General features: G+C 76.2%; 22 protein-coding genes and 1 pseudogene. 12 read left to right on the top strand and 11 right to left on the bottom strand.

What is annotated here, in order from left to right:
• Positions 1-6 precede the first annotated feature (6 nt).
• From BJF88_RS14965 to BJF88_RS14955, 3 genes are read right to left on the bottom strand one after another with little or no spacing between them, the layout of a single operon-like run.
• Positions 7-1,479, bottom strand: a complete 1,473-nt coding sequence (locus tag BJF88_RS14965) for an NCS2 family permease (protein WP_075829373.1) — start codon at positions 1,477-1,479, stop codon at positions 7-9.
• Between the two features lie 49 nt (positions 1,480-1,528).
• Positions 1,529-2,305, bottom strand: a complete 777-nt coding sequence (locus BJF88_RS14960; protein WP_075829372.1) for a hypothetical protein — start codon at positions 2,303-2,305, stop codon at positions 1,529-1,531.
• Positions 2,306-2,324: 19 nt separating this feature from the next.
• Positions 2,325-3,842, bottom strand: a complete 1,518-nt coding sequence (locus tag BJF88_RS14955) for a sugar transferase (protein WP_083649176.1) — start codon at positions 3,840-3,842, stop codon at positions 2,325-2,327.
• A 446-nt stretch (positions 3,843-4,288) separates the two neighbouring features.
• Here BJF88_RS14955 and BJF88_RS14950 point away from each other — a divergent pair, with 446 nt between their 5' ends.
• A complete protein-coding gene (locus tag BJF88_RS14950; RefSeq protein ID WP_075829371.1) occupies positions 4,289-4,546 on the top strand; it encodes a DUF2530 domain-containing protein in 258 nt (85 codons plus the stop codon).
• Between the two features lie 60 nt (positions 4,547-4,606).
• Here the strand turns inward: BJF88_RS14950 and BJF88_RS18555 are convergent, their stop codons facing one another.
• A complete protein-coding gene (locus BJF88_RS18555) occupies positions 4,607-5,473 on the bottom strand; it encodes a hypothetical protein (protein WP_083649175.1) in 867 nt (288 codons plus the stop codon).
• A gap of 113 nt (positions 5,474-5,586) precedes the next feature.
• On the opposite strand from BJF88_RS18555, the gene BJF88_RS18550 reads away from it, so the two are divergent.
• The gene (locus tag BJF88_RS18550) at positions 5,587-7,626 is read left to right on the top strand and encodes a hypothetical protein (protein WP_139316098.1); all 2,040 of its coding nucleotides are present in this window, start codon (positions 5,587-5,589) and stop codon (positions 7,624-7,626) included.
• A gap of 115 nt (positions 7,627-7,741) precedes the next feature.
• On the opposite strand, the gene BJF88_RS14940 is transcribed toward BJF88_RS18550, so the two are convergent.
• The 4 genes from BJF88_RS14940 to BJF88_RS23835 form a co-directional block, all read right to left on the bottom strand.
• Positions 7,742-8,578, bottom strand: a complete 837-nt coding sequence (locus tag BJF88_RS14940) for a DUF3027 domain-containing protein (RefSeq protein ID WP_075829370.1) — start codon at positions 8,576-8,578, stop codon at positions 7,742-7,744.
• Positions 8,579-8,580: 2 nt separating this feature from the next.
• Positions 8,581-8,964 carry a cold-shock protein gene (locus BJF88_RS14935; RefSeq protein WP_075829369.1) on the bottom strand — a complete coding sequence of 128 codons (384 nt, stop codon included), beginning with the start codon at positions 8,962-8,964 and terminating at the stop codon, positions 8,581-8,583.
• Between the two features lie 93 nt (positions 8,965-9,057).
• On the bottom strand, positions 9,058-9,222 hold the full coding sequence (locus tag BJF88_RS23840) for a hypothetical protein (protein ID WP_158068954.1): 165 nt from the start codon (positions 9,220-9,222) through the stop codon (positions 9,058-9,060).
• A gap of 41 nt (positions 9,223-9,263) precedes the next feature.
• On the bottom strand, positions 9,264-9,800 hold the full coding sequence (locus tag BJF88_RS23835) for a TetR/AcrR family transcriptional regulator (protein WP_083649183.1): 537 nt from the start codon (positions 9,798-9,800) through the stop codon (positions 9,264-9,266).
• A gap of 121 nt (positions 9,801-9,921) precedes the next feature.
• Between BJF88_RS23835 and BJF88_RS14920 the strand changes: the two genes are divergently transcribed.
• Together BJF88_RS14920 and BJF88_RS14915 are read left to right on the top strand one after the other, a co-directional pair.
• A complete protein-coding gene (locus tag BJF88_RS14920) occupies positions 9,922-13,407 on the top strand; it encodes a helicase-associated domain-containing protein (protein WP_255372067.1) in 3,486 nt (1,161 codons plus the stop codon).
• A 79-nt stretch (positions 13,408-13,486) separates the two neighbouring features.
• Complete coding sequence (locus BJF88_RS14915; RefSeq protein WP_075829368.1) at positions 13,487-15,166, top strand: DNA repair helicase XPB; 1,680 nt, start codon at positions 13,487-13,489, stop codon at positions 15,164-15,166.
• A 247-nt stretch (positions 15,167-15,413) separates the two neighbouring features.
• On the opposite strand, the gene BJF88_RS14910 is transcribed toward BJF88_RS14915, so the two are convergent.
• Positions 15,414-16,382 (bottom strand): endonuclease domain-containing protein, encoded by a 969-nt coding sequence (locus BJF88_RS14910; protein ID WP_083649173.1) that lies wholly within the window; start codon positions 16,380-16,382, stop codon positions 15,414-15,416.
• Between the two features lie 275 nt (positions 16,383-16,657).
• Between BJF88_RS14910 and BJF88_RS22725 the strand changes: the two genes are divergently transcribed.
• On the top strand, positions 16,658-18,709 hold the full coding sequence (locus BJF88_RS22725) for a TPM domain-containing protein (protein ID WP_083649172.1): 2,052 nt from the start codon (positions 16,658-16,660) through the stop codon (positions 18,707-18,709).
• A 61-nt stretch (positions 18,710-18,770) separates the two neighbouring features.
• Positions 18,771-19,499 (top strand): annotated as a pseudogene (locus BJF88_RS14900) (PspA/IM30 family protein); the annotation flags it as partial.
• 240 nt (positions 19,500-19,739) lie between these two features.
• On the opposite strand, the gene BJF88_RS14895 reads toward BJF88_RS14900, so the two are convergent.
• Entirely contained in the window at positions 19,740-20,498 is a 759-nt protein-coding gene (locus BJF88_RS14895) for a type 1 glutamine amidotransferase (RefSeq protein WP_255372066.1), read from the bottom strand.
• A 205-nt stretch (positions 20,499-20,703) separates the two neighbouring features.
• On the opposite strand from BJF88_RS14895, the gene BJF88_RS14890 reads away from it, so the two are divergent.
• Genes BJF88_RS14890 through BJF88_RS14880 form a run of 4 tightly spaced genes read left to right on the top strand, consistent with a single transcriptional unit; the run spans position 20,704 to position 22,777 of the window.
• On the top strand, positions 20,704-21,315 hold the full coding sequence (locus tag BJF88_RS14890) for a CHRD domain-containing protein (RefSeq protein ID WP_255372065.1): 612 nt from the start codon (positions 20,704-20,706) through the stop codon (positions 21,313-21,315).
• Entirely contained in the window at positions 21,312-21,476 is a 165-nt protein-coding gene (locus tag BJF88_RS22420; RefSeq protein ID WP_255372080.1) for a hypothetical protein, read from the top strand. Before BJF88_RS14890 ends, BJF88_RS22420 begins: the two co-directional genes overlap by 4 nt.
• Positions 21,476-22,159: a class F sortase gene (locus tag BJF88_RS14885; protein WP_075829417.1), complete on the top strand. Its 684-nt coding sequence runs from the start codon at positions 21,476-21,478 to the stop codon at positions 22,157-22,159. Before BJF88_RS22420 ends, BJF88_RS14885 begins: the two co-directional genes overlap by 1 nt.
• A gap of 24 nt (positions 22,160-22,183) precedes the next feature.
• Positions 22,184-22,777, top strand: a complete 594-nt coding sequence (locus tag BJF88_RS14880) for an NYN domain-containing protein (RefSeq protein ID WP_075829366.1) — start codon at positions 22,184-22,186, stop codon at positions 22,775-22,777.
• A 21-nt stretch (positions 22,778-22,798) separates the two neighbouring features.
• Here the strand turns inward: BJF88_RS14880 and BJF88_RS14875 are convergent, their stop codons facing one another.
• Positions 22,799-24,046, bottom strand: coding sequence for a winged helix DNA-binding domain-containing protein (locus BJF88_RS14875; protein WP_075829365.1), 1,248 nt, complete (start codon positions 24,044-24,046; stop codon positions 22,799-22,801).
• A 102-nt stretch (positions 24,047-24,148) separates the two neighbouring features.
• Between BJF88_RS14875 and BJF88_RS14870 the strand changes: the two genes are divergently transcribed.
• A complete protein-coding gene (locus BJF88_RS14870) occupies positions 24,149-24,898 on the top strand; it encodes a response regulator transcription factor (protein WP_075829364.1) in 750 nt (249 codons plus the stop codon).
• A 214-nt stretch (positions 24,899-25,112) separates the two neighbouring features.
• On the top strand, positions 25,113-26,597 hold the full coding sequence (locus BJF88_RS14865; protein ID WP_255372064.1) for a HAMP domain-containing sensor histidine kinase: 1,485 nt from the start codon (positions 25,113-25,115) through the stop codon (positions 26,595-26,597).
• Positions 26,598-26,845 lie beyond the last annotated feature (248 nt).

Below are 26,845 nucleotides of genomic sequence, written 5' to 3'. Positions count from 1 at the left end.
GCGGCCCTACAGGCCGAGCGCCTCCTGGATCGGGCCGAGCAGGAAGTACACGACGAACATCGCCGAGGCGACCCACATGAGCGGGTGGATCGCGCGCACCTTGCCCAGCGCGAGCTTGATGAGGACGAACGCGAGGAACCCGGCGCCGATGCCGTCGGCGATCGAGTACGTGAACGGCATGACGACGATCGTGAGGAAGGCCGGGATCGAGATCTCCACGTCGCGCCACGAGATGCCCGCGATCTGCGTCATCATGAGGAACCCGACGAACACGAGCGCGGGCGCGGCCGCCTCGTACGGCACGAGCGCGACGAGCGGCGACAGGAACGTGGCGAGCAGGAACGCCACACCGGTCACCACGGACGCGAGGCCCGTGCGGGCGCCCTCGCCGGCTCCCGTCGTCGACTCCACGAAGCTCGTGTTCGACGAGACCGAGCCCGCACCACCGGCGGCGGCGGCGATCGAGTCGACGACGAGGATCGCGCGCGAGCGCGGCGGGGTGCCCTCGGCGTCGAGCAGCCGGGCCTCTGCGCCGACGGCGACCATCGTGCCCATCGTGTCGAAGAAGTCGGCGAGCAGCAGCGAGAACACGAGCAGGACCACGGTGACGGTCGCGATGCTCTCGAACGAGCCCAGCAGCGAGAACTGCCCGATCAGGCCGAAGTCCGGCACCTGCGCGACGCCGTCGAACGTCGGCGCGTTGAGGTTGAAGCCGTTCGGGTTCGAGCCGTCGGGCGCCTTGGCGCCGATGTTCAGCGTGTTCTCCAGCACGACGGCGAGCGCCGTGGCCGTGAGGATCGCGATGAGGAGCGCGCCCTTGATCTTGCGCACCCACAGCACGATCGTCAGCACGAGACCGACGACGAACACGAGGATCGGCCACGTGCCGAGGTTGCCGAGCGCGAGGAGCGTGCCGCTGCCGGCGGTGACGAAGCCGGCGTTGACGAGGCCGATGAGCGCGATGAACAGGCCGATGCCGACGCTGATCGCCGTCTTGAGCTCGACCGGGACCGCGCGGAACACGGCCTCGCGGAAGCCGGTGAGCACGAGGACGAGGATGATGAGGCCCTCGATGACGACGAGGCCCATCGCGTCGGCCCAGGTGACGCCGGGCAGCGACGCGATCGAGTACGCGACGACGGCGTTGAGCCCCAGCCCCGCCGCGAGGCCGAGCGGGAAGTTGGCGAACACGCCCATCGCGATCGTCATGACCCCGGCCACGAGCGCCGTCGCCGCGGCGACCTTGCCGAAGTCCGGCTCGGCGCCGCCCCCGAGGAACGCGCCCGTGCCGTCCTGGACCGTGCCGATGATCAGCGGGTTCAGCACGACGATGTACGCCATCGCGAAGAACGTGACGAGGCCGCCGCGGACCTCGGTGCCGATCGTCGAGCCACGCTCGGTGATCTTGAAGAAGCGGTCGATCGCGTTCGGGGCGGGCGAGGACGCGCGCGTGTCCTGGACCGAGCTCGGGGAGGCCATGGGGAGAATGCTGCCAGAGACGCGTGTCGGCGACGTAACGCGGTCCACCTCAGGCGACCCCGGCGGTCGCGACGGAACGGCCGGCAGTGCCGGCACCGGGCGACGGGAGCGGCGGCGCGGCGGCGCCGCCGAGGCGCTCGGCGGTCGCGAGGTCCGTCGTCGTCCGGGGCGTACCCGCCGCGAGCTGGACGACGTGCAGGGCGTCGAGGATCCCCGTCGCCCGCTCGCCGCGCTCCCCCGCGGGCACGCCGTAGAGGAGGCGCGCGGGACGCAGGGTGTCGAGGACGGCGTGGCCCGGACGGTGCTCGTCCGGCACCCAGACGAGGCCCGCCGGCACGCCGTCGGCGGCGAGCGTCGCCGCGAGCCACGCCGCCGTCCCGGGCGAGACGCGCTCGCGTCCCACGACGAGGTCGCCGGGACCGAGGTGCGGCGCGAGGGCGTCCAGCGCCGCGAGGAGCGCCTGCGACCGCAGGGCGTCCCGCACCTCGGCGTCGGCGGCCGTCCGGCGGACCCCCGGGTCCGTGAGGCCGTCGCCCGCGCGGGCGGCGCCCGCGGCGTGGCGCACGGCGCCGCGGCCCGTGCACAGCAGGTGGACGCGCGCGCCGGCGGCGGCGGTGCGGTCGCCCGTGACCCGTAGGCGGCCGCTCACGAGCGCGAGCGCGAGCAGGCGACGCAGGCGCGGCTCACCGGTGGTGGCGGCACCAGCGCGCAGGGCCCGGCGCACCTCGGCGTCCGACTCGATCGCGACGACCTCGTGCCCCGCGGCCGCGAGGCACGCCGCCTGCACGACGCCGCGGCGTCCGCACCCGACGACACACACGCGCACGGGGCACCACCTCGCGACCTCAGTACGCGCCGTGGCCGGAGAAGACGGCTCGCGCGGTGCGGGCGAGGATGAGGAAGTCGCCGAAGAGCGTCCAGTTCTCGACGTAGTACACGTCGAGGCGCACGCTCTCCTCCCACGACAGGTCGGAGCGCCCGCCCACCTGCCACAGCCCCGTGAGGCCGGGCTTGACGAGGAGCCGGCGCCGCACCTTCTGCTCGTACTTCGCGACCTCGCGCGGGAGCGGCGGGCGCGGCCCCACGAGGCTCATGTCCCCGCGGAGCACGTTGAGCAGCTGCGGCAGCTCGTCGAGCGAGTAGCGGCGCAGCACGCGCCCGACGGCGGTCACGCGCGGGTCCTCGCGCATCTTGAACAGGGGACCCGCGCCGTCGTTCTGCTCGACGAGCGTGGCCACCTCGCGGTCGGCGCCCGCGCGCATCGAGCGGAACTTGAACATGGGGAACGTGCGGCCGTTGCGCCCCACGCGCTCCTGCGTGTAGAAGATGCCGCCGCGGCTCGTGAGCAGGACGGCGAGCGAGACGAGCACGAGCACGGGCAGCAGGAAGAGCGTGAGCAGGGCGGCACCGAGCCAGTCCGTCGCCGACTTCACGACGAACCGCGGCCCGGTGAACCGCGGCGCGTCCACGTGCAGGAGCGAGACGCTCTCGGCGGGCGTGATGGTGATGCGGGGGCCCGCGACGTCGGCGAGCTCGGCGGTGAGCATCAGGTCGACGCCGAACGGCTCGAGCTCCCAGCCGAGCCGCCGCACGACCTCGGCGGTGATCGCGTCCGAGCCGGAGACGGCCACGATGTCCGCGCCCACGCGCGTCGCGACCTCGCCGGCCTGGCGCAGCTCGCCCAGCACGGGGACTCCGCGGATCTCCTCGCCGCTCGCGACGACCCCCGACGGCACGCAGACCCCGACCACGCGGTAACCGGACTCGTCGCGCCCGTTGAGGTCGCGGATGAGGCGCTCCGCCTGGTCGCGGTGGCCGATGGCGAGCACGGCGGACCGCGCCCGGCCGAGGGCGCGCTCGCGGTGCAGCCACTGCCGCCAGCCGTACCGGCCGAGCAGCAGCCCACCGAGCCCGATGGGGAAGGCGAAGGCGAGGTAGCCGCGCGCCTCGGGGAAGCGCAGCAGGAAGGCCAGCACGGCGAGCACGGCGAACAGCCGCCAGGAGGCGTCGAAGACCCGGTGGTACTCCGTCGGGCCGCTGCCGACGACGCGCAGGTCGCGCGAGCGCGACACGACGAGGGAGACCGACCAGGCCGCACCGACGAGGAGCGACAGGACGACGTACGGGACGTGCACGTCCGCGCGGACGGGCTCCTCGGCGAACTGCTCCCAGCGCAGGAAGTAGGCGACGAGCACGGCGACGACGACGGCCAGCGTGTCCGTCAGGACGAGGCGCCGTCGGTACTCGGCCTCCCAGCGGTGGTCGCCGAACGCGGCGCGGACGGCGCGGACACGGGCGGCCGGGGAGGTGGAGAGGAGCGAGCGGAAACCCCGTCGCGTCTCCTCGGTGGCGCTGTGGGACATGCGTCCACCTCCGGTCTGATCAATCCCGTGCATGGCGACTCATCCTAGGGGCCAGCAAGGGGCGGCAATAGATGGTTGAACGCGCTTTCACCCGGGTGAGACGACGGGTGGCGCTTTCCCGCGCACCCGCGCCTGATCCGCCGATTTTCAACGATCTTCGGCCGCCGAGCCGGCACAAGGGAATGTGCTGGACGGATGTCCAGACTGCGTGCTGTCCAAGGATTTGCGAGAGGAGTTCCGCGCCGCGCGGAGGGCGCACCGGCCGCCCGTCGTCGGGCCGCCCGGGGCGCAAGAACCGCGCCACACCGGGCCTGCGGGCCGCTGTGGCATGGTAGCGCGCTGCTTGCGCGCCGGTGTCCCCGCTGCCCACAGCAGGGGGGACGGCCGCCGCGACATCGCTGTGACACGGGTCACCGGGTGAAAAGCGCGGGCGCTACGATGCGCACGTGCCCTCGACCGTCGCGCTCCTGCTCCACCCCGAGCGTCGCCGCCCGGACCCGACGCCCCTGCGCGTCGACCTCCGTGTCGTGATCCTCGCCGGGATGGCCCTGTGGGCCGTGGCGCTCGTCGTGTGCGCCGTGCTCCTGGTGACCGGCACGATCGGACCCCGTGCGGTCGCGACGTGCGCCGCCGGCCTCGTGCTCGGCGTCGCCGGCCTGTGGTGGGAGAAGAGGCACCGCGACACCGCGTCCTCCGTGTCCTGACAGGCCCCCGCGGTCGGGTCCGCGACACGTGGTGAGCGGTCGTCCGTCAGCGGTCGTCCGTCAGCGGTCGGCCCAGACGGCGCGCGCGAGCACTGCCTCCACGGCGTCCGGGTCGCGCAGCACCTCGCCGACCACGTGCCGCAGCGCGAACCTCCCGGCCGCGGCGGCGAGCGCGCTCGCCAGTCCGTGCTCGTCCGTCGCGTGCGGCCTCGCGTCCTCGCCCGCACCGACCACCCACCACGGCACGGCGACCCCGCCGACCCGCAGGTCGGCGTGCTGCCACCACGTCGACGGCAGCCCGGGCGCCGTCCTGCGCACGGGCTCGGGGACCGCGCGACGCACGCCCCCGCCGTCGGGCTCCCGGTCCCCGGGCGCCACGTCGAGGTCGAGGAGGTCCGCCACGTCCTCGACGAGACCGGCCGGTGCCGGGACCACGCGGTGCAGCGGCGCCCACATGGGGTCGGCGGCGACGACGACCTCCGCGGCGTCCGCCACGACGACCGCCGCGCTCCCCGGGCCGAGGGCCGGGACGCGCTCCGGCGGCGGTTCGAGCGTCTCCCCCCGCGTCGCGAGGACCGCGAGCGCCCGCCAGACCGCGACGGCGTCCTCGGCCGGGAGCGGCGTCCCGACGGGCGGCAGGTGCTCGAGGAGGTCCGGCCACTCGTCGGCGGCGAGAGCGGCCAGGTCCCGCACCCCGCCGAGCGCGACCAGGACCGCCTCGTCCAGCCCGCGCACCTCGTCGGGCACCTCGCGCAGCACGGGGACGCCGCCGAGGGCGAACGGGCCGCCGAGCTCCTCGCGCAGCCACCACGCGGTGTACGACGCCGCGCGCGACGCGCCGGGGCCCCGCACGGGCTCCAGGAGCGCGGCACGTGTCTCCGGGTCGGCGGCGAGCGTCCCCAGCACGTCGCGCCAGGCGTCGTCCACGACGCGTCCAGGTCGGCGACGGCGGGGAGGTCCCCCAGGTGGACGCCCGGACCGAGCACGTCCGCGAGGTGCTCGACGTAGCCCGACCAGTCCGACAGCCACCCCTCGGGCGCGTGCGGGTCGAGCTCGGGCTCCTCGCCGGGCTGGGGCGTGAGGACGTCCCGCACCTGGAGCACCGCCGGCCCGGCGGCGACGCCGACCGCTCGCAGGACGCTCTCGCCCCAGCGGTCCGCCAGCGCCGGGTCGACGACCGCGAGGTCGAGCACGCGCGCCGCCCACGACCCCGGGACGGCGAGGGACCGGGCCGCCGACGTCGCGCCGTCGGCGGTCGGCAGCGGCAGCTCGCCCCACCAGAACGGCGCCTCGTCGAGCCCGTCCGCGACCGCCGCCGCGACGAGCACGAGCAGGCGTTCGACGAGGCTCTCGTCCCGGTCGGCGTCGCCGTCCTCGGCCGCGCGCGCGGCGTCGAGGACGCGCTCCCGCACGACCGCGTCCGCCGCGATGGCGCGCGGCCCGCCCCGGCGGGCACCGAGGCGCTCGAGCACCTGGTGGTCGGCCGCGGGGTGGACGACGCGCAGGCCGAGACCCGCGACGACGTCGGCCGTGAGCACCGGGCGGGGGCCCGCCGCGTCGCCCCGCGCGGGCACGCCGTCGAGGACCAGGAGCCCACGGGCGCCACGGGCGGTGCCGCCGTCGGCGAGCGGGACCGGGACGGCGGCGAGCGCCTCGAGCACACGGCGGTCGCCCGTGTACGGGGCGAGCGCGTCGTACAGCTCGCGGCGGCGCTCCGGAGCGCCGGCGGCCGGCAGGGACTCGACCGCGTCCGCGAGCTCGACCGGCTCGACCCCGAGCGAGCGCGCGACGCCGAGCAGGCGGCTCGGCACGACGACCAGGTCCGCGGCACCGAGCGCGTCGCGCACGCGCGGGTCCGCACCGGCGTCGCCGACGAGGACGCGCGCGCGGTCGGGGCGGATCCGCCGGCGCGCGTCCGGCACCGCGTCCGGCACCGCGTCGGGACCCCCGGGGACGCCGTCCGGCGCGGGCAGGAGCGGCGTGCGGCGCAGCGCCTCGGCCGCGGCGTCGCGCACGAGGGCGTCGACCGTCCCGCCGGGCAGGCCGGTCGGCACCAGGTCCAGGACCTCGACCCCGCGGGCGGGGGCGACCGACGCGAGCAGCTCCGCGTACGCCTCCCCCGCGCGTCGCGCGACGTGCTCCGTCAGCGCGCCCGGGACGACGTGGCGGCGCGACGGTTCGAGCGGGAACGACGCGAGCAGCAGGGCGGGGAAGGTCGACGGCTCGTCGGTCGGCGTCGGCGCGTGCACCACGCGACGGTCCGCGCCGGCCCGCTCCGCGTCGTCGGGCACCGCGCCCGCGCGCGGCAGGGCCCACGCCACCGACCACCGGTCCCGGCCACGCTCCTCGACCGGCCTGTCCGCGAGCAGCAGCGGGTCGAGCCGCCCGTCGCGACGCACGACGGCCCACCGGTCGCAGAGGTCCGCCACGCGCCGCACGGACCCGGCGTCGTCGACGACGACCTCCGCGAGCGCGGGCAGGGCGAGCAGCACCGCGTCGCCCACCCCGGCGAGCTCGGCGCGCACCGCCGCGAGCGCCGCGTCGTCGCGCAGCTCCGCCTCGACCACGGTGTCGAACCCGTCCGGGACCGGCACCGTGGCCGGGAACGGCAGGCGCAGGACGGGCAGGCGGTCGCCGCGCCGCGCGACCTCCGCGGCGAGCGCGGGGACGTCGCGGACGACGGCGTCGAGGGCGGCGCGCGTGCGCGCGAGCGAGAACCCGACGGCTCGGTCGCCGGCGCCGATGCGGATGTCGTCGGCGACGGAGCGCAGCGCGGCGAACCCCACGCCGAACCGTCCGACCGGCCCGCCGTGGCCCGGGCCGGGGCCGTCGTCGCCGGCTCCCGCGCCCGTGGCTCGACGGCCGGCGGCGCGTCGGCCGTCGCGGACGCGCGCATCGCCGCCAGGGACGCGACACCGGCGGCGTCGAGCGGCGCCCCCGTGCTCGCCGCGCGCAGGAGCCACCGCTCCCCCGGCCCGGACGGCGCGTGCAGGCTCAGGAGCAGGCGGCCCGGCACGCCCGCGCGCGCCGCGGCGTCGGCGGCGTTCTGCGCGAGCTCGACGACCGCACGGCCCCGGTAGGACCCGTGGGCGTGGTCCTCCTCCGTGTTGGCGTCCTCGCGCAGCCGCGTGGGCGAGGACCGCCACGCCTCGAGGACCGCGCCGCGCAGCGCGGCCGTCCCGAGGGGGTCCAGGGTCACGCCCCGGGCTCGTCCGCGGGGTCGCCGGCGGACGAGGCCGCCTCGAGGATCGACACGACCTCGACGTGCAGCTCGTCGATGAGCGGCTCGGCGTCGGGCCACTCGCTCGGCACCTGCTCCACGTCGGTCTCCGAGTGCGCGCCGCAGCCGTGGTCGAGGCTGACGACCTTGCCGTCGTCGGGCGACCACTCGTTCGCGCACACGCCGAACACCTGGCCGAGCGCGCCCTGCAGCAGCACGAGGAAGCCGCACGAGCCGCAGTCCGCGCTCGACGCGACGGCGCCCCGCGACGTCGGGCCCCGCGAGCCGCGGTACCAGCGCTCGGCCGCCTCGTCGCGGCCCCGCGGCGACAGCACGCGGGCGCGGGCGAGCGCGAGCTCCTCGATCGCGACGGCGTCCTGCTCCTCGTCGCCCGACGGCGTCCAGCCGGGCTCGAGGCGCGGGTCGTCGGCGCGGAACGGCAGCACGTCACCCGGGCCGACGTCGCCCGGCCGCAGGCGCTCGGACCACGGCAGCCACTCCGGCGGGAGCAGCGCGCCGTCGCCGGGCAGGAGCGCGACCTCGCACACCGTCGCCGTGCGGCCGCGCGGCACGCGCGCGAGCGTCACGGTCCACTGCCAGCCCGTGTAGCCGCGCAGCGTGCACGCGAACCGGTGCGAGATGAGGCGGTCGGCCTCGGCGACGGTGCCCAGGTGCTCCCCGACGTCCTGCGGGCGGTCGGCCACCTCCTCCGCCGCCGCGCGGGCGAGGTCGACGGCGCCCGTGAGGACGGCGTCGCGCGCCGCGCGGGCGGAGACCCCGCGCGCGCGTCCCTCAGCGGCTGCGACGGTCATGCTCAGGCCTCGATCTCGTCCGCGACCGCGCGCAGCACGGCGGCCACCTTCGTGGCCTTGCCCTTCTCCGGGTAGCGGCCGCGGCGCAGGCCGCCGCCCATCCCGTCGAGCTCCTTGATGAGGTCCTCGACGATCACGGCCATCTGCTCCGCGGGGCGGCGCTTGGCCTTCGCGACCGAGGGCGCCGGGTCCAGGACCGTGACGGCGAGCGCCTGCGGTCCGCGGCGGCCGTCGGCGACGCCGAAGTCGACGCGCGCCCCGGGCTTGGGCGCGGGCGCGCCCGCGGGGAGCGCGGACGCGTGCAGGAAGACCTCGCCGCCGTCGTCCGCGGCGATGAAGCCGAAGCCGCGCTCGGTGTCGAACCACTTGACCTTGCCGGTGGGCACGTGGACCTCGTTCGTGCTCGTAGGGACCAGAACCCCCAGGTTACCGGCCGCCCAGGCCGGGCGTCGCATCCGGCTCCCCCGGCAGGGTCGCGCTCAGCGCGGGTCGGCGTGCGCGCCGGGGGGACGGCCGACGACGCCGAGGTCCGCGCCGACCCGTCGCGCGACGGCGTCGAACCAGCGCGCGTGGTCGGCGACGGTCCGCTCGAGGTGGCCGAAGAGCTCGAAGGAGACCGTGCCGAACAGCGTCGTCCAGGCCATGAGCGTCCGTGCGACGCTCTCCGTGGGTGCGTCCGGCTCGATCAGCCCGTGGGCCGCGACGTAGGCGCGCGCAGGCGCGACGAGCGCGGTCGCGTCGTCCGCACCCGGTGGCGCGGGGACCGGTCGCGCGCCCTGGCTGCGGCGTCCGCGACGACACGCACGAGGGCGCGCACGACGCGCGTCGCGGGCTCGACGGTGTCGCGCGGGGCCGCGTACCCGGGCACGGGCGTGCCGTAGAGCAGCGCGAAGTCGCCCGGCCGTCCGACGCACCATGTCCGCAGAGCGCGGCACGCGGCGAGCCAGCGCCCCTCGACGTCGTCGCGCACGACGGCCGCCTCGGCCTGCTCGACGGCGGCGCCGAGCTCGTCGTAGCACTCGACCAGCAGCGCGGTGAGGAGGGCGTCACGGCTCGGGAAGTAGCGGTAGACGGCGGACGAGACCATGCCGACGTCGCGAGCGACCGCGCGCAGGGACAGCTCGGCCGGCCCCGTGCTCGCGAGCCGCGCCCGAGCGGCGTCGAGGATCTCGCGCGTCAGCGTCTCGCGCGCGAGGGCGCGGGCCGTGCGGGGTGCGGGCATGCCCTCAGGGTGCCAGTCGAGATCGCCGCCCACAAACGAGAGCACCGCTCTTGTCATCGTCGGGTCGACGTGCGACGCTGCTGCTCGACGAGAGCACCGCTCTCGGAAATGGAGGAGCGCCATGCCCAGCACGTCCCACGACCACCACCTCGTCGTCGGCGCCGGCCCCGTCGGCCGTGCCGTCGCCGCACTGCTCGCCGCCCGGGGGTCCTCGGTCACCGTCGCCACGCGCAGCGGCCGTGACACGGGTGTCGCCGGGGCGCGTCACGTCGCGCTCGACGCGTCCGACGCCGACGCCCTCACCCGGGCCGCGGACGGCGCCGCCGCCCTGTACAACTGCGCCAACCCGGGCGACTACACGCAGTGGGAACGCGTGTGGCCGCCGCTCGCCGCGTCGCTGCTCACCGCCGCCGCGCGCACGGGAGCCGCGTACGCGATCACCGGCAACCTCTACCCGTACGGCCCGGTGGACGACCCCATGACGGAGGACCTGCCCGACGCGGCGACCGACCACAAGGGCGTCCTGCGGGCCCGCCTCTGGGCCGACGCCCTCGCGGCGCACCGAGCCGGGCGCGTGCGCGCGGTCGAGGTCCGCGCGTCCGACTACGTGGGCCCGGGCGTCGGGGCGAACGGGCACGTCTCGCGCGTCGTGCCCGCCGCGGCGCGCGGACGGGGCGTGTGGATGATCGGCCGCACCGACCAGCCCCACACCTTCACCGACGTGCAGGACGTCGCACGGACCCTCGTCGCCGCCGCCGACGACCCCGGCGCCCACGGCCGCACGTGGCACGTGCCGAGCAACCCGCCGCGCACGCAGGCGCAGGCGCTCACGGACGTGCTCACGAGCGTCGGCCTGCCGCCCGTGCGCGTGCGGTCGCTGCGCGGGCCGGCTCTGGCCGCCGCGGCGCTCGGGTCACCGCTGCTGCGGGAGCTCCGCGACCTGGCGTACCAGTGGGATCGCCCCTACGTCCTCGACGACACCGCCGCGCGCGCCCGGTTCGGGATCGAGCCGACGCCGTGGGACGAGGTGTGCCGCCGGACGGCGGAGAACCGGGAGCCCGCGCCCGCGCCGGGGCTCCGGCCCGCCCGTGAGCCCGAGGGGCGCCGGGCCCCGCGTAGCATCGAACGGATGGCCACCTCCCCCTCCGGACGGTCCGCGTCCTTCGGCGACACGCTGCGGTCGCGCGACGACGCGCGGCTCGTCGCGCTCCTCGCGCGCCGCCCCGACCTGGCCACGCCGTCACCGTCGACGCTGCTGTCGCTCGCCGCGCGCGCGTCGAGCCGCACGAGCCTCGAGCGCGCGCTGGCCACGCTGACCGCGTTCGAGCTCGAGGTGCTCGAGGCCGTGCTGGTGCTCGACAGCGTGGGGTCGTCGCCCGCGGCGCCCGACGTCGCCGACGCACTCGGGCTCGGTGCCGCGCGCACCCGGCCCGGGGTCCCGGAGCAGGAGAGGGCCGCGGGCACCGCCGGGCCCGACGTGGTCGCCGCGGCGCTCGCCGGGCTCGAGGAGGCGGCGCTCGTCTGGGCGCCGGACGAGGCGGCACCCGGCGGGCTGCGCCCGGCCCCCGGCGTCGCGGACATCCTCGGCCCGTACCCCGCCGGGCTCGGTCCCGCGACGGGCACGGACCCCGCCGCGGTCGCCGTGCCGCTCGCCGCGAGCGCACCGCCCGGTGCCGCCGCGATCCTCGACGCGCTCACGTGGGGGCCGCCGGTCGGCGTCGCGCCCCGCGCGGACCCGGCGGCGCGCCGCGCGGTCACGTGGCTCCTCGAGCAGAGGCTGCTGCAGGCGACGGACGACCGCCACGTCGTCCTGCCGCGGGAGGTCGGGCTCGCCCTGCGCGGCGGTCGCACGCACCGGGACGTGCACCCCGCCGCACCCGTCCCCGACGTCCCCACGGTCCCGGCCGCGACCGTCGACGCCGAGGCCGCGGCCGCCGGGCTCGAGACGGTACGGCTCGTCGCACGGCTGCTCACGGCATGGCAGGAGACCGCGCCCGGCGTCCTGCGCGCGGGCGGGCTCGGCGTGCGGGACCTGCGGCGGGCCGCGACGACGCTGGAGGTCGACGACGCGACGGCCGCCGCGGTCGTCGAGCTGGCCGCGGCCGCCGGGCTCGTGTCCGACGACGGGGACGACCCGCCGTCGTTCACGCCGACGTCCGCGGCCGAGGACTGGCTGGACGACGGCCTCGGCGACCGGTGGGCGGCGCTCGCCCGCGGGTGGTGGCGCTCGCGCCGCACGCCCTGGCTCGTCGGCAGCCGGGACGAGAAGGGGGCGTTGCGCGCCGCGCTGGACCCGGAGCTGTGGCGGCCGTGGGTGCCGCGCCTGCGCGCCGCGGTGCTCGACGTGCTGGGCTCGGTCGAGGGCCGCGGCCCCGGCGCGGACGGCGTCGTCGAGGTGCTGCGCTGGCGCACCCCGCGCTCGGTGCCGCCGGAGCAGGCGGTCGCGGGGCTGCTGCGCGAGGCGGCGCTGCTCGGCGTCACGGGGGCGGGCGCGCTGTCCGGCCCGGGGCGCGCGCTGCTCGACGCCGCGGACGAACCGCTCACGGCCACGGACCGCACGGACCTGGGATCGGCCTTCGTGGCGGTGCTGCCGCCCGAGGTCGACGAGGTGCTGCTGCAGGGCGACCTGACGGGGATCGTCCCGGGCCGCGCGTCGTCCGCCCTCGAACGACTCCTCGAGGTCTCCGCGGACGTCGAGTCGCGGGGCGCGGCCACGACGGTGCGGTTCACCGCGGCGTCGGTGGTCCGCGCGCTCGACCACGGGCGCACGGCCGACGAGCTGCTGGCGGAGCTCGCCGCGCACTCGCGCACGCCGGTGCCGCAGCCGCTGGAGTACCTGGTGCGCGACGCCGCGCGCCGGCACGGTCGGGTCCGGGTGGGCGCGGCGTCGAGCTACGTCCGCGCCGAGGACCCGGCGCTGCTCGCCGGCCTCGCCGAGGCGCCGGCCCTGCGCCACCTCGGCCTGGTGCGGCTCGCACCGACGGTCCTCGTCGCGACCGTGCCGGCGGGCGAGCTGCAGGCGGCGCTGCGCGAGCGCGGCGTGGTCTCGGCGGTCGAGGGTCCGGACGGCCGGGTGCTCGTCGCGGACGGCGCGGGACGGCGCGGCACGGTGACCGGCGGGCGCACGGTCGGGGGACGACGACGCGCACGGGGCGTGGCCGGCGTCGGCCCCGACGACTCCGCGCCCGCCTCGTGGGAGCGCGGCGCGACGGGACGTGCCGGTCGCCACGCCGAGCTCGTCGCCCGTCTGCGGGCCGCCGACGCGGCCGGCGGGACGAGCGGGGCGGGCACGGCCCGCGCCGTCGGCACGGACGGGCCGCGGGACGGCGCGCAGGGACGAACGGTCCCGGACGAGGAACGCCCCGAGCCGGCGGCGACCGGAACAACCGACCCCGGCGCGGCGTTGGGGCTGCTGCGCGAGGCGATCGCCGACGCGTCGATGGTCTGGCTCGAGGTCGTCGGCCCGGCCGGGTCGCCGACGCGGCGGCTCGTCCGCCCGCTCACCCTCGACGGCGGCAGGCTGCGTGCCCAGGACCCGGCACGGGACGCAGAGCTGACCGTGGCGGTGCACCGCATCGCGTCCGTCAGCCCGGCACCGACCGGGTAGGCGGCGAGCCGTTCCACGCGACGAGACGCCCCGACGAGCAGCTCGCGACCAGGGACTCCCCCGGCGAAGAAGGAGACGCATGACCGACGGCCCTCTCATCGTGCAGAGCGACAAGTCGCTCCTGCTCGAGGTCGACCACCCCCGCGCGGACGACGCGCGCCGTGCCATCGCGCCGTTCGCGGAGCTCGAGCGCGCTCCCGAGCACGTGCACACCTACCGCCTGACGCCGCTCGGGCTGTGGAACGCGCGCGCCGCGGGCCACGATGCCGAGCAGGTCGTCAACACGCTCATCGAGTACTCGCGGTACCCGGTCCCGCACGCGCTGCTCATCGACGTCGCGGAGACGATGTCGCGCTACGGACGGCTCACGCTCGCGCAGCACCCGACGCACGGCCTCGTGCTCGAGGCGACCGACCGCGCGGTGCTCGCCGAGGTGCTCAAGTCCAAGCGCACCGCCGGACTGGTGGGCGAGCGGGTCGACGACACGACGGTGCTCGTGCACCCGTCCGAGCGCGGCCACCTCAAGCAGGTCCTCGTCAAGCTCGGGTGGCCGGCGGAGGACCTCGCCGGGTACGTCGACGGCGAGAAGCACCCGATCGCGCTCAGCCCGACGACGCCGCCCCGCGCCGAGGGCGACGAGCCGAAGCCGTGGGAGATGCGCCCCTACCAGGCGCAGGCGGTGGACGGGTTCTGGCACGGCGGCAGCGGCGTCGTCGTGCTGCCCTGCGGCGCCGGCAAGACGATCGTCGGCGCGGGCGCGATGGCCCGGTCCGGCACGACGACCCTCATCCTCGTGACGAACACCGTCAGCGCGCGGCAGTGGCGCGACGAGCTCGTGCGCCGCACGACGCTCACCGAGGACGAGATCGGCGAGTACTCGGGCGCGCGCAAGGAGATCAAGCCGGTCACCATCGCGACGTACCAGGTGCTGACGACGAAGCGGAAGGGCGTGTACCCGCACCTCGAGCTCCTCGACGCGCGCGACTGGGGCCTCGTCGTCTACGACGAGGTCCACCTTTTGCCCGCGCCCATCTTCCGCATGACGGCGGACCTCCAGGCGCGTCGGCGCCTCGGGCTCACCGCGACGCTCGTGCGCGAGGACGGCCGGGAGGACGAGGTGTTCTCGCTCATCGGCCCCAAGCGCTACGACGCGCCGTGGAAGGACATCGAGGCGCAGGGGTACATCGCGCCGGCCGACTGCGTCGAGGTGCGTCTCACGCTCCCCGAGTCGGAGCGCATGACGTACGCCGTCGCCGAGCCGGAGGACCGCTACCGCCTCGCGGCGACCGCGTCGGGCAAGAACCGGGTCGTCGAGGAGATCGTCGCGCAGCACCCCGACGACCAGGTGCTCGTCATCGGGCAGTACCTCGACCAGCTCGAGGAGCTGTCCGAGCACCTCGACGCGCCCCTCATCACGGGTGCGACGACCGTCCGCGAGCGCCAGCGCCTGTTCGACGCGTTCCGCTCCGGCGACATCTCCCGCCTCGTCGTGTCGAAGGTCGCGAACTTCTCCATCGACCTGCCCGAGGCGTCGGTCGCCATCCAGGTGTCGGGCTCGTTCGGCTCGCGCCAGGAGGAGGCGCAGCGCCTGGGACGCGTCATGCGCCCCAAGGCGGACGGCCGGACGGCGCACTTCTACGCCGTGGTGGCGCGCGACACGGTCGACCAGGACTTCGCCGCCCACCGGCAGCGTTTCCTGGCGGAGCAGGGGTACGCCTACCGCATCGTCGACGCGGAGGACCTGGGGGTCGTGAAGTAGAGGGTGGGCGTCCCGCGACGCAGGAGCGCGGCGTCCGCCCGGCACGCAACGCCCCCCGGGTCCGACCAGGAGCACGGAGGACCTGGGGGTCGTGAAGTAGAGGGTGGGGGTCGCCCCGGCCTGACGCCCCTGCGACCGCCGAGAAGTGCATCCCTGCCCCGGAACTCGCCGGATCCGGGGCGCGGATCCACTTCTCGGCGCTGCTGGGTAGGCTCGGGTCGCCCGGCTCGATCGGTGCGCAGCCCGATCAGCGGGCAGGAGTGCGCTCGCGCAGCGCCGCTCGCACCCTCTGGACGAGCCGCTCCGGATACCGGTACACGTCGTCCGCCGTCACGACGAACACCCGCCAGCCGAGCGCCTCGAGCGCCTGCTTGCGCGCGATGTCCCGGAGCCATGTGCGACGGTCGGTGCGGTGCACGTCGCCGTCGTACTCGACGGCGATCCGCTGCTCGCGGTACGTCATGTCCGGCATCGCGACGAACCGGCCCCGCGCGTCGAGGACGGGCACGTTGACCCCGGGCGACGGCAGACCGGCGTGGACCAGGAGAAGGCGTGCACGGGTCTCCATGCAGGAGTCCGTGCCCGCGCGAGCGAGCGTCAACGCGATGCGCATGCCGGCGAGGCCACGCGTACCCCTGGGCGTCCCGGTGACGGTACGCCGCAGCTCCTCGAGGGTCGACAACGGCCGTCTGCGACGCAGCAGCGCGTCCGCGAGCACGACCACCTCGTCCGGCGGCAGGGTGCCCGCGAGCTGTTGCCACGTGTGCTCGGGCGTCACGACTGGCAGCCCGTCGACACGGCAGACCGGCAGCACGGGTGCCGCGTAGGTGTGGCTCACGATGCCGGCTCGTCGGGGGACGACTGCGCGTACCGGCACGGTGAGGTGGACCTGGTCGTCCGCGTCGAGCCGTGCCGGCAGATCGGCACCGTGCGCGCGCAGGGCGGTCGAGTGGCTCAGCGCGGACCCGGCGGGCGCCACGAGCAGGGCGGCCTCCGCCCGCGCGCGCAGGTCCGTGGCGAGGTGCGCCGGTAGCCGTACGCCCGGCGTCGGGATCGCGAACCGCGGATGTCGCATGGCCTTCGGGGACAGTCCCGCCTGCCGTCCTCGCGCGGTCGTGAACGCCCGGTCGACGGGGAGCGGACGAGGGGACGTCGCCGGGTGGGATGCTGCTTCTCGCGCGTCGTGGCCGTCGCGCCGGGTGATGTCGTCGAGCACGCGCCGAGCATCCGACCTCCGAGGTCTCGTCGGATCTCCGAGCTGGCACCGCTGTGGACGACGGTCGACCGCCCGCCGCCTGTGGACGCGCACACGCCCTCGGCGCGGTGGGGGCGGCACGAGTCGGGTCGCGAGATGCCGCACCCCGCCGACACGTGGATCCGCGCCCCGATCTCGCGCACGATCGGCGCGGATCCACGTGTCGGCGGGTAGGGCGCGCCCAAACCCGGTGTCGTCGCGTTGCAGGGCCCGGGCGGCTGGGACAGGATCGCGGCGTGAGCCAGCAACACCGCTCGACCTCTTGCCGTGCCCGCGCCGCCGCGGGGCGGTTCTCCCGGGCGGTGCTGGTCGCCGTCGTCGCGTTCGCGGCGGCCGTCGGACTGGTGGTGCCCGGGGGCGCCGCACACGCGGTCCCCCCGACCGACGTCGACGGCGAGATCACGGACCCGGAGGGCGTGCTGGGCGACCGCACGGACGAGGTCCGGCAGGCGCTGGACCGGCTCGCGCAGGACACGGACCTGCAGCTCTTCGTCGTGTACGTGCCCGACCTGGACGGCATGGACGGCATCGACTGGGCCAACGCGACGGCGACGGCGTCGGGCCTGGGCGTGGACGACCTGCTGCTGGCCGTCGGCACGGAGGACCGGCGCTACGGGCTGTCGTACGACAACAACGTCGGATTGAGCGACGCCGAGCTGGACCGGATGGTCACGACGGTCGAGGACCACCTGCGGGACGACGACTGGGCCGGTGCCGCGATCGCCGCCGCCGACACCGCGCACGACGCGGCCGCGGGGGGCGGGGGCGTGAGCGGGTTCCTCCTGCTCGTCGTCGCCGGTGTGCTCGTCCTCGTCGTGGTGCTGGTGGTCCGGGCTTTCGTGAACCGGCGTCGTGGCACGGCGGGCGCTCCGGCCGGGGCGGGCGCGTCGCCGTCGGGCCTGGAGGCGCTCCCCACCGAGGAGCTGGACCGGCGGGCCAGCGCAGCGCTCGTGTCGATCCACGACGCCATCACGACGTCCGAGCAGGAGCTCGGCTTCGCGCAGGCGCAGTTCGGCGTCGAGGCGACGCGCGAGTTCGCGGCGGCGCTGGCGGACGGCCAGCGCCGGGTCGCCGAGGCGTTCGCGCTGCGCCAGCAGCTCGACGACGACCGCCCCGAGACGCCGGCCGAGGCACGCCGGCTGATGGCGCGCATCGTCGCGGTGTGCGACGAGGTCGCCGACGACCTCGACGCCCGCACGGCGACGTTCGACCAGCTCCGGGAGCTGCACGCCCGCGTCCCCGAGGTCCTCGACGAGACGGAGCAGCGCGCGGACGAGGTGCTGGCCCGGGTGGGCGCCGCGCGGGCGACGCTCGACACCCTCGCGCGCACCTACCCCGCGACGGCGCTCGCCTCCGTCGCCGACAACCCGGACCAGGCGGAGGCGCTCGTCGCGGGCGCCGTCGAGTCGGTGGGCCGCGGGCGCGAGGCGCTCGGGTCGCGCGACCGCACGTCGGCGGTGGCGCTCGCCCGCGCGGCGCAGAACGCCGTCGGGCAGGCCGTCACCCTGCTCGATGCGGTGGACCGTGCCGGGACCGACCTCGCGGAGGCGGGCGTGCGTCTCGAGCGCGGGCTCGCGTCGATCCGCGCGGACGTGGCCGACGCCGCCCGGCTCGCGCCCGACGACCCGGCCGTCGCCCCGGCGCTCGCGGAGGCCCGGTCCGCCGCGCAGGAGGCGGCGTCGGTGGGCGACGGCGGCGACCCGCTGGCCGCGCTGCGTCGTCTGACCGAGGCGGAGGCCGCGCTCGACGCCGCCCTCGCGCCGTCGCGGCAGCACGCGGAGCAGGCGGCCCGGGCCAACGCCCTGCTGCGCGACACGCTCGGGCGCGTGGACTCCCAGGTGCGCGCGACGAGCGACTTCGTCAGCACGCGCCGCGGTGCGGTCGGGCCGGAGGCCCGGACGCGGCTCTCGGAGGCGCTCCGCCTGCTCGGCGAGGCGCGTGCCCTCCAGCCGACGGACCCGGTGGCGGCCCTGCAGCGTGCGCAGCAGGCGGACGCCCTGGCCCAGGACGCCGCCCGTCTCGCGCAGCAGGACGCGTCGCGCTGGGACGCCCAGCAGGTGGGGCGCGGCGGGTACGGGGGCGGGTACGGCTCGCGCTCCCCCGACGTCGGCGGGATGGTGCTCGGGGGGATCCTCCTCGACTCGATCCTGCGCGGCGGTGGCCGCGGCGGGCGCAGCGGCGGTTTCGGGGGCGGCTCCTTCGGCGGAGGCTTCGGCGGCGGAGGCTTCGGCGGCGGTCGGGCCGGGGGCCGTCCAGGCGGACGGTCGGGACGCGGCAGGCGCTTCTAGGCAGGATCCCCAGCACGACGGCACGAGGACGACGGACGACGGACGACGGGAGAGGACCACGATGGCGGAGAAGCAGACCATCTTCGGGCGCGTCACCCAGCTCGCGCGGGCGAACATCAACGCGCTGCTCGACGACGCGGAGGACCCCCAGAAGATGCTGGACCAGCTCGTGCGGGACTACACGAACAACATCGCCGAGGCGGAGCAGGCCGTCGCGCAGACGATCGGCAACCTGCGCCTCGCGGAGCAGGACCACGACGAGGACGTCGCGGCGGTGCAGGAGTGGGGCCAGAAGGCGGCCGCGGCGTCGGCCCAGGCCGACCGCTACCGGCAGGCCGGCGACGCCGAGAGCGCGGACAAGTTCGACGCCCTCGCCAAGGTGGCGCTCGGTCGCCAGATCAGCGCGGAGCAGGAGGTGCGCCAGGCGGAGCCGCTCATCGCGTCCCAGCGCGAGACCGTGGAGAAGCTCAAGTCGGGCCTCGCCGCGATGAAGGGCAAGCTCGGCGAGCTGCGGTCGCGGCGCGACTCCCTCGTCGCACGGCAGAAGAGCGCGCAGGCCCAGCAGACGGTGCAGGGCGCGCTCAGCTCCATCAACGTGCTCGACCCGACGAGCGAGCTCTCCCGTTTCGAGGAGAAGGTGCGCCGCGAGGAGGCGATGGCCATGGGCCAGGCCGAGGTCGCGGCGTCGAGCATCGACGCGCAGTTCGCCGAGCTCGAGTCGTCCGGCGAGGCCGTCGAGATCGAGGCGCGTCTCGCCGCTCTCAAGCAGGGCTCCGCCCCCGCGTCGCAGGTCTCGCGACGCGTGTCACGCCGGAGATCGGCACCGGCACGCAGGACGCGCCCAGCTCGGGCCGGTGACTCGGGTCCGGTCCGCGGCGGGGGCGTCGCCGGCGCTCGGGCTGCCGCGCCCTCACCCCGGTCGGTCGATCGTCGGTTCGCGCGCGCGGCTCTGACGCCCTTCGCCCCCGACGTCGCCCCCACCGCTCAGCGGTCGGCTCGCCCGCGTCCGGCCGGGACACGACGTGGCGCGTCAGGCCGAGACGGACCCGCGGACGACGGCGGCACGCACCTCGGCGACGAACGACTCGACGAGGCGGCGGCCGCCGTCGGCGATCTCGGCGGCGTGCGCGTCGAAGCCCGCCAGCACCTCGGCGGTGTCGACGTCGTCGTGGCGGTCGCACCACCCGGCGAGCGACGCCCAGGACGCCTCCGGCCGGAACTGGACGCCGAGCGCCGAGCCCAGGCGGAACGCCTGGTACGGGTACATGTTCGACGACGCGAGCCACACGGCCGACGGCGGCAGGTCGACGATGGCGTCGCCGTGCGCGCTCGCCACGCGCTCGACCGGGGCGTCGCCGCCGGCGAGGGCGCCGAGGACCGGGTCCTCGAGGGCCTCACGGCGCCAGAAGACCCTCGTCACGCCGACCTCGCGCCCGGGCGGCGCCGCGACCTCGACGTGGCCGCCGCCGGCGACGGCGAGGAGCTGGGCCCCGAGGCAGATCGCGAGCGTCGGGACGCCGGAGGTCGCCGCGGCGAGGAGCAGGTCGCGCAGGGCGGGCAGCCACGGTGCGCGGGCGTCGTCGTGGGCGGACAGGTGCCCGCCGAGGACGAGGAGGCCGTCGCCGACCTCGTCGAGCGCGGGGAGGGGGTCGCCGTCGAACGCGCGCACGACGCTCAGGTCGGCGCCGAGGAGGTCGGCCCAGGTGTCGAGCGAGACGTCCGGAGAGCTCTGGACGACCGTCAGCCGCGCCCCGCCGGGGGCGCCCGTCGTGGTGTCGAACGTGATCACGAAGGAGGACCGTACCCAGTGGTCCCCGGTGCGGCGCAAACCGCGCGCGCCGTCCACCACCGTCCAGCGCCGTCGCGTCCCCCGTCGTGGACGGCGGCGCGGAGGGCTGTCGACGGATCTGCGGAGATCACCCATCCGTCCGGAGGAGGGCGCCGAACCCCTTCTACGGCCGCGAGAGTCGCGGCCGTGGAAGGGAGCACGAACCATGCGCACGCGAGCACGCACGGCACTGGCAGTCCCCGCCCTCTCCTTGGCCGCGGCCCTCGCCGTGGCCGCCCCGGCGGCCGCCGCCGACACCACGCAGGGCGAGCTCACGCCCGTCCCGCTCAACGGCGTCGAGGGCAGCGGCACCGCCATGGTGTGGGTCGACGGCACGACGCTGAACGTCGAGGTCGAGGCCACCGGCCTGCTGGCCGACAGCCCGCACGCGGCCCACATCCACTTCGCGCCGGACGCCCGGCACGAGTGCCCCGCGGCGAGCGACGACGCCGACGGCAGCGGGACGCTCACGACGAGCGAGGGCGTCCCGGCCTACGGGTCGGTCCAGGTCTCGCTCACCACCGAGGGCGACACGTCGGCCGACTCCGCCCTCGCGGTCGACCGGTTCGACACCGCCTCCGGCGGCGACATCATGTACGAGCGCGGCTCGATCGAGGTCTCGCAGGAGGTGGCCGACGCGATCGCCGGCGGCGAGGCGGCGGTCGTGCTGCACGGCGTCGACTACGACGCAGCGGCGCCTACGACGGCGACACGATGTCCGACCTGGACCCGTCGCTGCCGGCCGAGGCCACCGACCCCGCGCTGTGCGGGATCATGACCGTCTCGCAGATGTCCGAGATGCCGCAGGGCGGCGTCCAGACCGGCACCGGCTCGACCGCTGGCGTCGAGAACGCCGGCCTCATCGCGGGCGGCGCGGCGGCGCTCCTCGCGGGCGGCGCGCTCGTCCTGCGTCGTCGTCACGCGGCGGCCCAGGACTGATGTCCCGCGACGTCCGACGCGGCGTCGTCTCGGCCGCCGCCGCCGTGCTCCTCCTCGGAGGGGGCGCGGCGGTGGCGGTCGGGATCGCCGGCCAGGAGCCGGCGCCGCCGCAGGTGCCCACGACGACGTCTGCCGCCCCCTCCCCGGAACCCGAGCCCTCGTCGTCCGCCCCGGAGCGCACGGGCGGGCTGCCGGCGCCGGAGAGCCCGAGCCCGGCACCGTCCGCGGAGGCGGAGCAGCCGCTGCCCACGACGGTGCGCATCCCGGCGCTCGGCGTCGAGTCGGACCTCATCACGCTCGGCCTGCAGGCCGACGGCACGATGGCGGTCCCGGAAGGGGCGGACGTCGACCGCGCGGCGTGGTTCGACGGCTCACCGCGGCCCGGGGCGACCGGGCCCGCCGTCATCGAGGGCCACGTCGACACCCAGAACGGCCCGTCGGTCTTCCACGAGCTCGCCCGCATGGCCCCCGGCGACGAGATCGCGGTCGACCGCGCAGACGGGTCCACCGTGACGTTCGTCGTCGAGGAGGTCGAGCAGTTCCGCAAGGACGCGTTCCCCACGCTCACGGTGTACGGGAACACCGACGGGCCGGAGCTGCGCCTCATCACGTGCGGCGGCGCCGTCGACCCCGCGACCGGGCACTACACCGACAACACGGTCGTCTCCGCGCGTCTGGCGTGAGCGGCCGCGACTAGGCTGAGCGCCATGTCCGACCCCCAGAGCGCCGCCGCCCTCGCGCCCCCGCGGCGCACGTACCTCGTCGTCGACGGGGAGAACATCGACGCGACGCTCGGCATGAACGTCCTCGGGCACCGCCCGGCGCCCGAGGAACGACCGCGGTGGGACCGGATCGTCGACTTCGCGCGGCAGGCGTGGAGCCAGGACGTGACGCCGCTGTTCTTCCTCAACGCGTCGTCCGGCCAGATGCCGATGTCGTTCGTCCAGGCCCTGCTCGCGATGGGCTACCGCCCCATCCCGCTCGCGGGCTCGGCCCACGAGAAGGTCGTCGACATCGGCATCCAGCGCACGCTCGACGCGCTGCGCGACCGCCCGGGCGACGTGCTCCTCGCGAGCCACGACGGCGACTTCCTCCCGCAGGTGGAGGCGCTGCTCGGCGACGAGGACCGCCGCGTGGGCGTGCTCGCGTTCCGCGAGTTCGTCAACGTGCGCCTGTCCGAGCTCACGGCGCGCGGCCTCGAGATCTTCGACCTCGAGGACCACGCCGGCGCCTTCACCGCGGTGCTGCCGCGCGTACGGATCATCCCGCTCGAGGAGTTCGACCCGCTGCGCTACCTGTGACCGCCGCCGCGGGCTGCGCGCTCACGCGTGCAGCTCGCGGTACAGCGGGGTGGGGAACGAGGCGGTGGTGCCGTCCCCGCCGAGCAGGCCCGCGATCCGCGCGGCCTCGGTCGCGACGGCCGCCCCGGCGTCCGCGCCGACATCCTCGAGCAGCCGGTGGACGGGCTCGCCCCCGCGGCGCACGGTCCACGCCCCGACGATCCGCCCCTGCAACCAGACCGTCGCGCCCGCGTTGCCGATCGTGTCGAAGATCCAGGGCCGGTGCGGCCCGAGGTACCAGTCCCGCGCGGCCCAGCCCATCGTCGTCGGGTCGAGGGAGGGCAGCAGCGCCAGGTGCCCCTCGACCGTGCCGGCGGGCAGGTCGAGCGACCCGTCGTCGAGGGCCGCGGGCAGCACGACGCCGGGCACGACGGCGACGTCCCCCGACCCGTCCGCGGCGCCGACCTCGAGCTCGACCTCCCGGACGCCGACGGCCGCGAGCGCCGCGCGCGTGTGCCCGAGGTTCCACCCCGTCCACCACTGCAGGTCCTTCTCCGTCGCGGGCCCGAACGCCGCGAGCCAGGCGCGGGCGAGCTCCGCGCGCGCCGTCGGCTCGTCGACGGCCGGGACGCCGTCGGGGAACCAGTCGTCCATCGGCGACCAGACGTGCCGGTTGGACGACCACGAGCCGCGCGGCTCGCCGCGGACGATCGTGCCCTCCGCGGAGAGCATCGACAGCAGCTGGCTCGTCGCCGTGCGCCGCACGTCCCACGACCTGTCCGTCGTCGGGAGGAACGCCGTGCGCAGCGCGGGCGCGGCGCGGGACAGGCTCGCGCCGTCGAGCGGGCCGTGCTCGAGCAGCGCCGCGTGCACCTGCCGCTCCGCCTCGGCGAGGAACGCCGCCGCGTCCCCGACCGGCGGGTCCGTCGGCAGGGTCGCGAGCTCCTTGAGCAGGCGCGCGCGCAGCCGGCGCCCCACCGCCGCGCTCGCCGCGGCGTGCACGACGGGCACGAGCTCGCGGCGCACCACGAACATGGTGCGGCGCATCGCGAGGACCTTGACGAGGGTGCGCCGGCCGTAGAGCGCGTCGCGCACGTCGGGGACCGTCAGCCCGGGGTGCCGCGCCAGCACCGAGAGGTACACGCTCGGCGCGTCCGTCGCGTGCAGCGCGAGCACCCGGTCGACGACGTCCTCGACGGTGCGCGCGGCCGGCGTCCCCGGCCGTTCGGCCGTGACGGCGAGCTGGCGCGCGACGAGCAGGCGACGACGCTGGTCCACCGTGATCCGCACGCCGCCATCCTCCCCTGCACCGCCCACGGCGCGGCCCCGCGGCGCGGTCTAGATGGAGTCGCCTCCCAGGCGGCTCCCAGAGGACGCGCGCACACTGGTGGCATGAGCACCCCCGAGGCACGTCTCGTGGTCGTCGACGACGAGCCGAACATCCGCGAGCTCCTGGCGACGTCCCTGCGCTTCGCCGGGTTCGAGGTGCACGCCGCGGCGGACGGGCAAAGCGCGCTGAAGCTCGTGCGCGACGTCGACCCGGACCTCGTCGTGCTCGACGTCATGCTCCCCGACATGGACGGGTTCACCGTCACGCGCCGCCTGCGCGAGAAGGGGCAGCACACGCCCGTCGTGTTCCTCACCGCGAAGGACGACACGCGCGACAAGATCACGGGCCTGACCGTCGGCGGCGACGACTACGTCACCAAGCCGTTCAGCCTCGAGGAGGTCGTCGCGCGCATCCGGGCCGTGCTGCGCCGCACGCACGCCGAGCCCGTCGACGAGGCCGTGCTGCGCTTCGCCGACCTCGAGATGGACGAGGACTCCCACGAGGTGCGCCGCGCCGGGATCGACGTCGACCTGTCCCCCACCGAGTTCAAGCTGCTGCGCTACCTCATGCTCAACGCCGGCCGGGTGCTGTCCAAGGCGCAGATCCTCGACCACGTGTGGCAGTACGACTGGGGCGGCGACGCGAACATCGTCGAGTCGTACATCTCCTACCTGCGCCGCAAGATCGACAACCTCACCGTGCCCGGGCCCGACGGCGAGCCGGTCGCCCTCCCGCCGCTGATCCACACCAAGCGCGGCGTCGGCTACCTCCTGCGTCAGCCGCCCCCGGCGGAGACGACCCGGTCCTCATGACCTCGGGCCCCGACCGCACGACGGCGGCGCCCGCCCGGACGCCCCTCCCGCTCCCCCCTCTCCCGAGGACGACCACGCCCCGGCCGACGACGCGCCGTCGGGCACGCCGGTCCCGCCCGCGCACCCCGGCGCGCGGGACGGCGACCAGGGCCTGACGGCGCCCCGACCCTTCGGCCGCCACGTCCCCACGGGCGACTGGGGCTGGTTCGCGCGCGTGCCGCTGCGCGCGCGGCTCGTCACGATCATCGCGCTCCTGCTCGCCGCGGGGCTCGGGATCGCCGCGCTCGCCACGACCACGGTGGTATCGCGGTACCTCGTGGACCAGGTCGACGACCAGCTCAAGCGGTCGGCCGGCGACGTCGCCACGGCGTCGATCATGGGCCGCGACTCCGGCAGCAGCGTGCTCCCCAGCGACTACTACGTCCTGGGCCGCGACCTCGAGGGCAACGAGTTCCCGGTGAGCTGGTCGGCGACCGTCTCCCTCTACGGCGAGCCCCAGATCCCGGCCTACTCGAACCAGGAGATCGAGCGCATGGCCGGGGAGCCCTTCACCGTGCGCTCCGCGGGAGGCACCGAGCCGGCGCAGTGGCGCGTCGTCTCCGGGTTCGTCAACCTGCGCGGGCAGACGGTCGGCACGGCGTTCGTCGCGCTGCCGCTCACCGGCATCCACGAGACGGTGAAGATCCTCGGTCGCACGCTCGCCCTGTCGGCGCTCGGGATCGCGCTGCTCGGCGGCGCGGTGGCCTACATGGCCGTGCAGCGCGCCCTGCGGCCGCTGCGGGAGATCGAGGAAACCGCCGCGGGCATCGCGGCAGGCGACCTCGCGCGGCGCGTGCGCCCCGCTCCCCCGACGACGGAGGTGGGCTCGCTCGCCGCCTCCCTCAACGCGATGCTCGCGCAGATCGAGGAGGCGTTCGCGGCGCAGGAGGCGTCCGAGGCCCGCATGCGACGCTTCGTGTCCGACGCCAGCCACGAGCTGCGCACGCCCCTCGCCACCATCCGCGGCTACGGCGAGCTGTACCGGATGGGGGCGCTCGACAGCCCGGACAAGGTCGAGGACACGATGGTGCGCATCGAGGACTCCGCGACCCGGATGGGCGCGCTCGTCAACGACCTCCTCGCGCTCGCGCGGCTCGACGAGGGACGCCCGCTGCGGCACGAGCCCGTCGATCTCGCCGCACTGGCCCGGGACTCCGCGCAGGACCTCCACGCGCTCGACCCGTCCCGCGCCGTCGACGTCGTGGGGCTCACGACGGGTTCCGACGCACCGGCCGGGCTGCGCGTGGTGGGCGACGAGGACCGGCTGCGCCAGGTGCTCGCCAACCTCATCGGCAACGTCGCGCGGCACACCCCGGCGGGCACGCCCGCGCAGATCGCGCTCGGGGTGGTGGACGCGCCACCACCCCCGGGACCCGCGGCGGGCGACGGCGCGGGCGGCACCGCCCGGGCCGCCGGGCAGGGCGCGACGGCCGTGCTCGAGGTCCGCGACCACGGGCCGGGGGTCCCGGCAGGTCAGGAGGGCCGCGTGTTCGAGCGGTTCTACCGCGCCGACTCGTCGCGCAACCGCGCCTCGGGCGGGTCGGGGCTCGGCCTGGCGATCGTCGCGGCGATCGTCGCCGCGCACCGCGGCCACGTCGCCGTGCGCGCGACCGAGGGCGGCGGCCTGACCGTGCGCGTGGAGCTCCCGCTGGCACCGTGAGCCGGTGGAGCGGTGAGCGCCGCGGAGAGCAGCAGACCCGACCGCGGCCGTGCCGTGATGCCTTCGTGACCGTACCGTGACGCCGAGGCGGCTAGCATGACGCGTCGTCGTCGGCGGACCGTCCTAGGCTGGGACCGAGGTCCCGGCACGGAACGCTGACGACGTCGGGCCTCCCGCCGGGACCCCCGGCCGGCCCGCACTCCTCCGTCGTCGAAGAAGGCTGAGTTCATGGGCGTCACCAGTGTCGA

It is taken from the genome of Cellulosimicrobium sp. CUA-896, from assembly GCF_001942335.1.
GTDB lineage: Bacteria > Actinomycetota > Actinomycetes > Actinomycetales > Cellulomonadaceae > Cellulosimicrobium.
The sequence above is the reverse complement of the archived record's forward strand: the minus strand, read 5'-3'. Positions and strand labels throughout refer to the sequence as shown.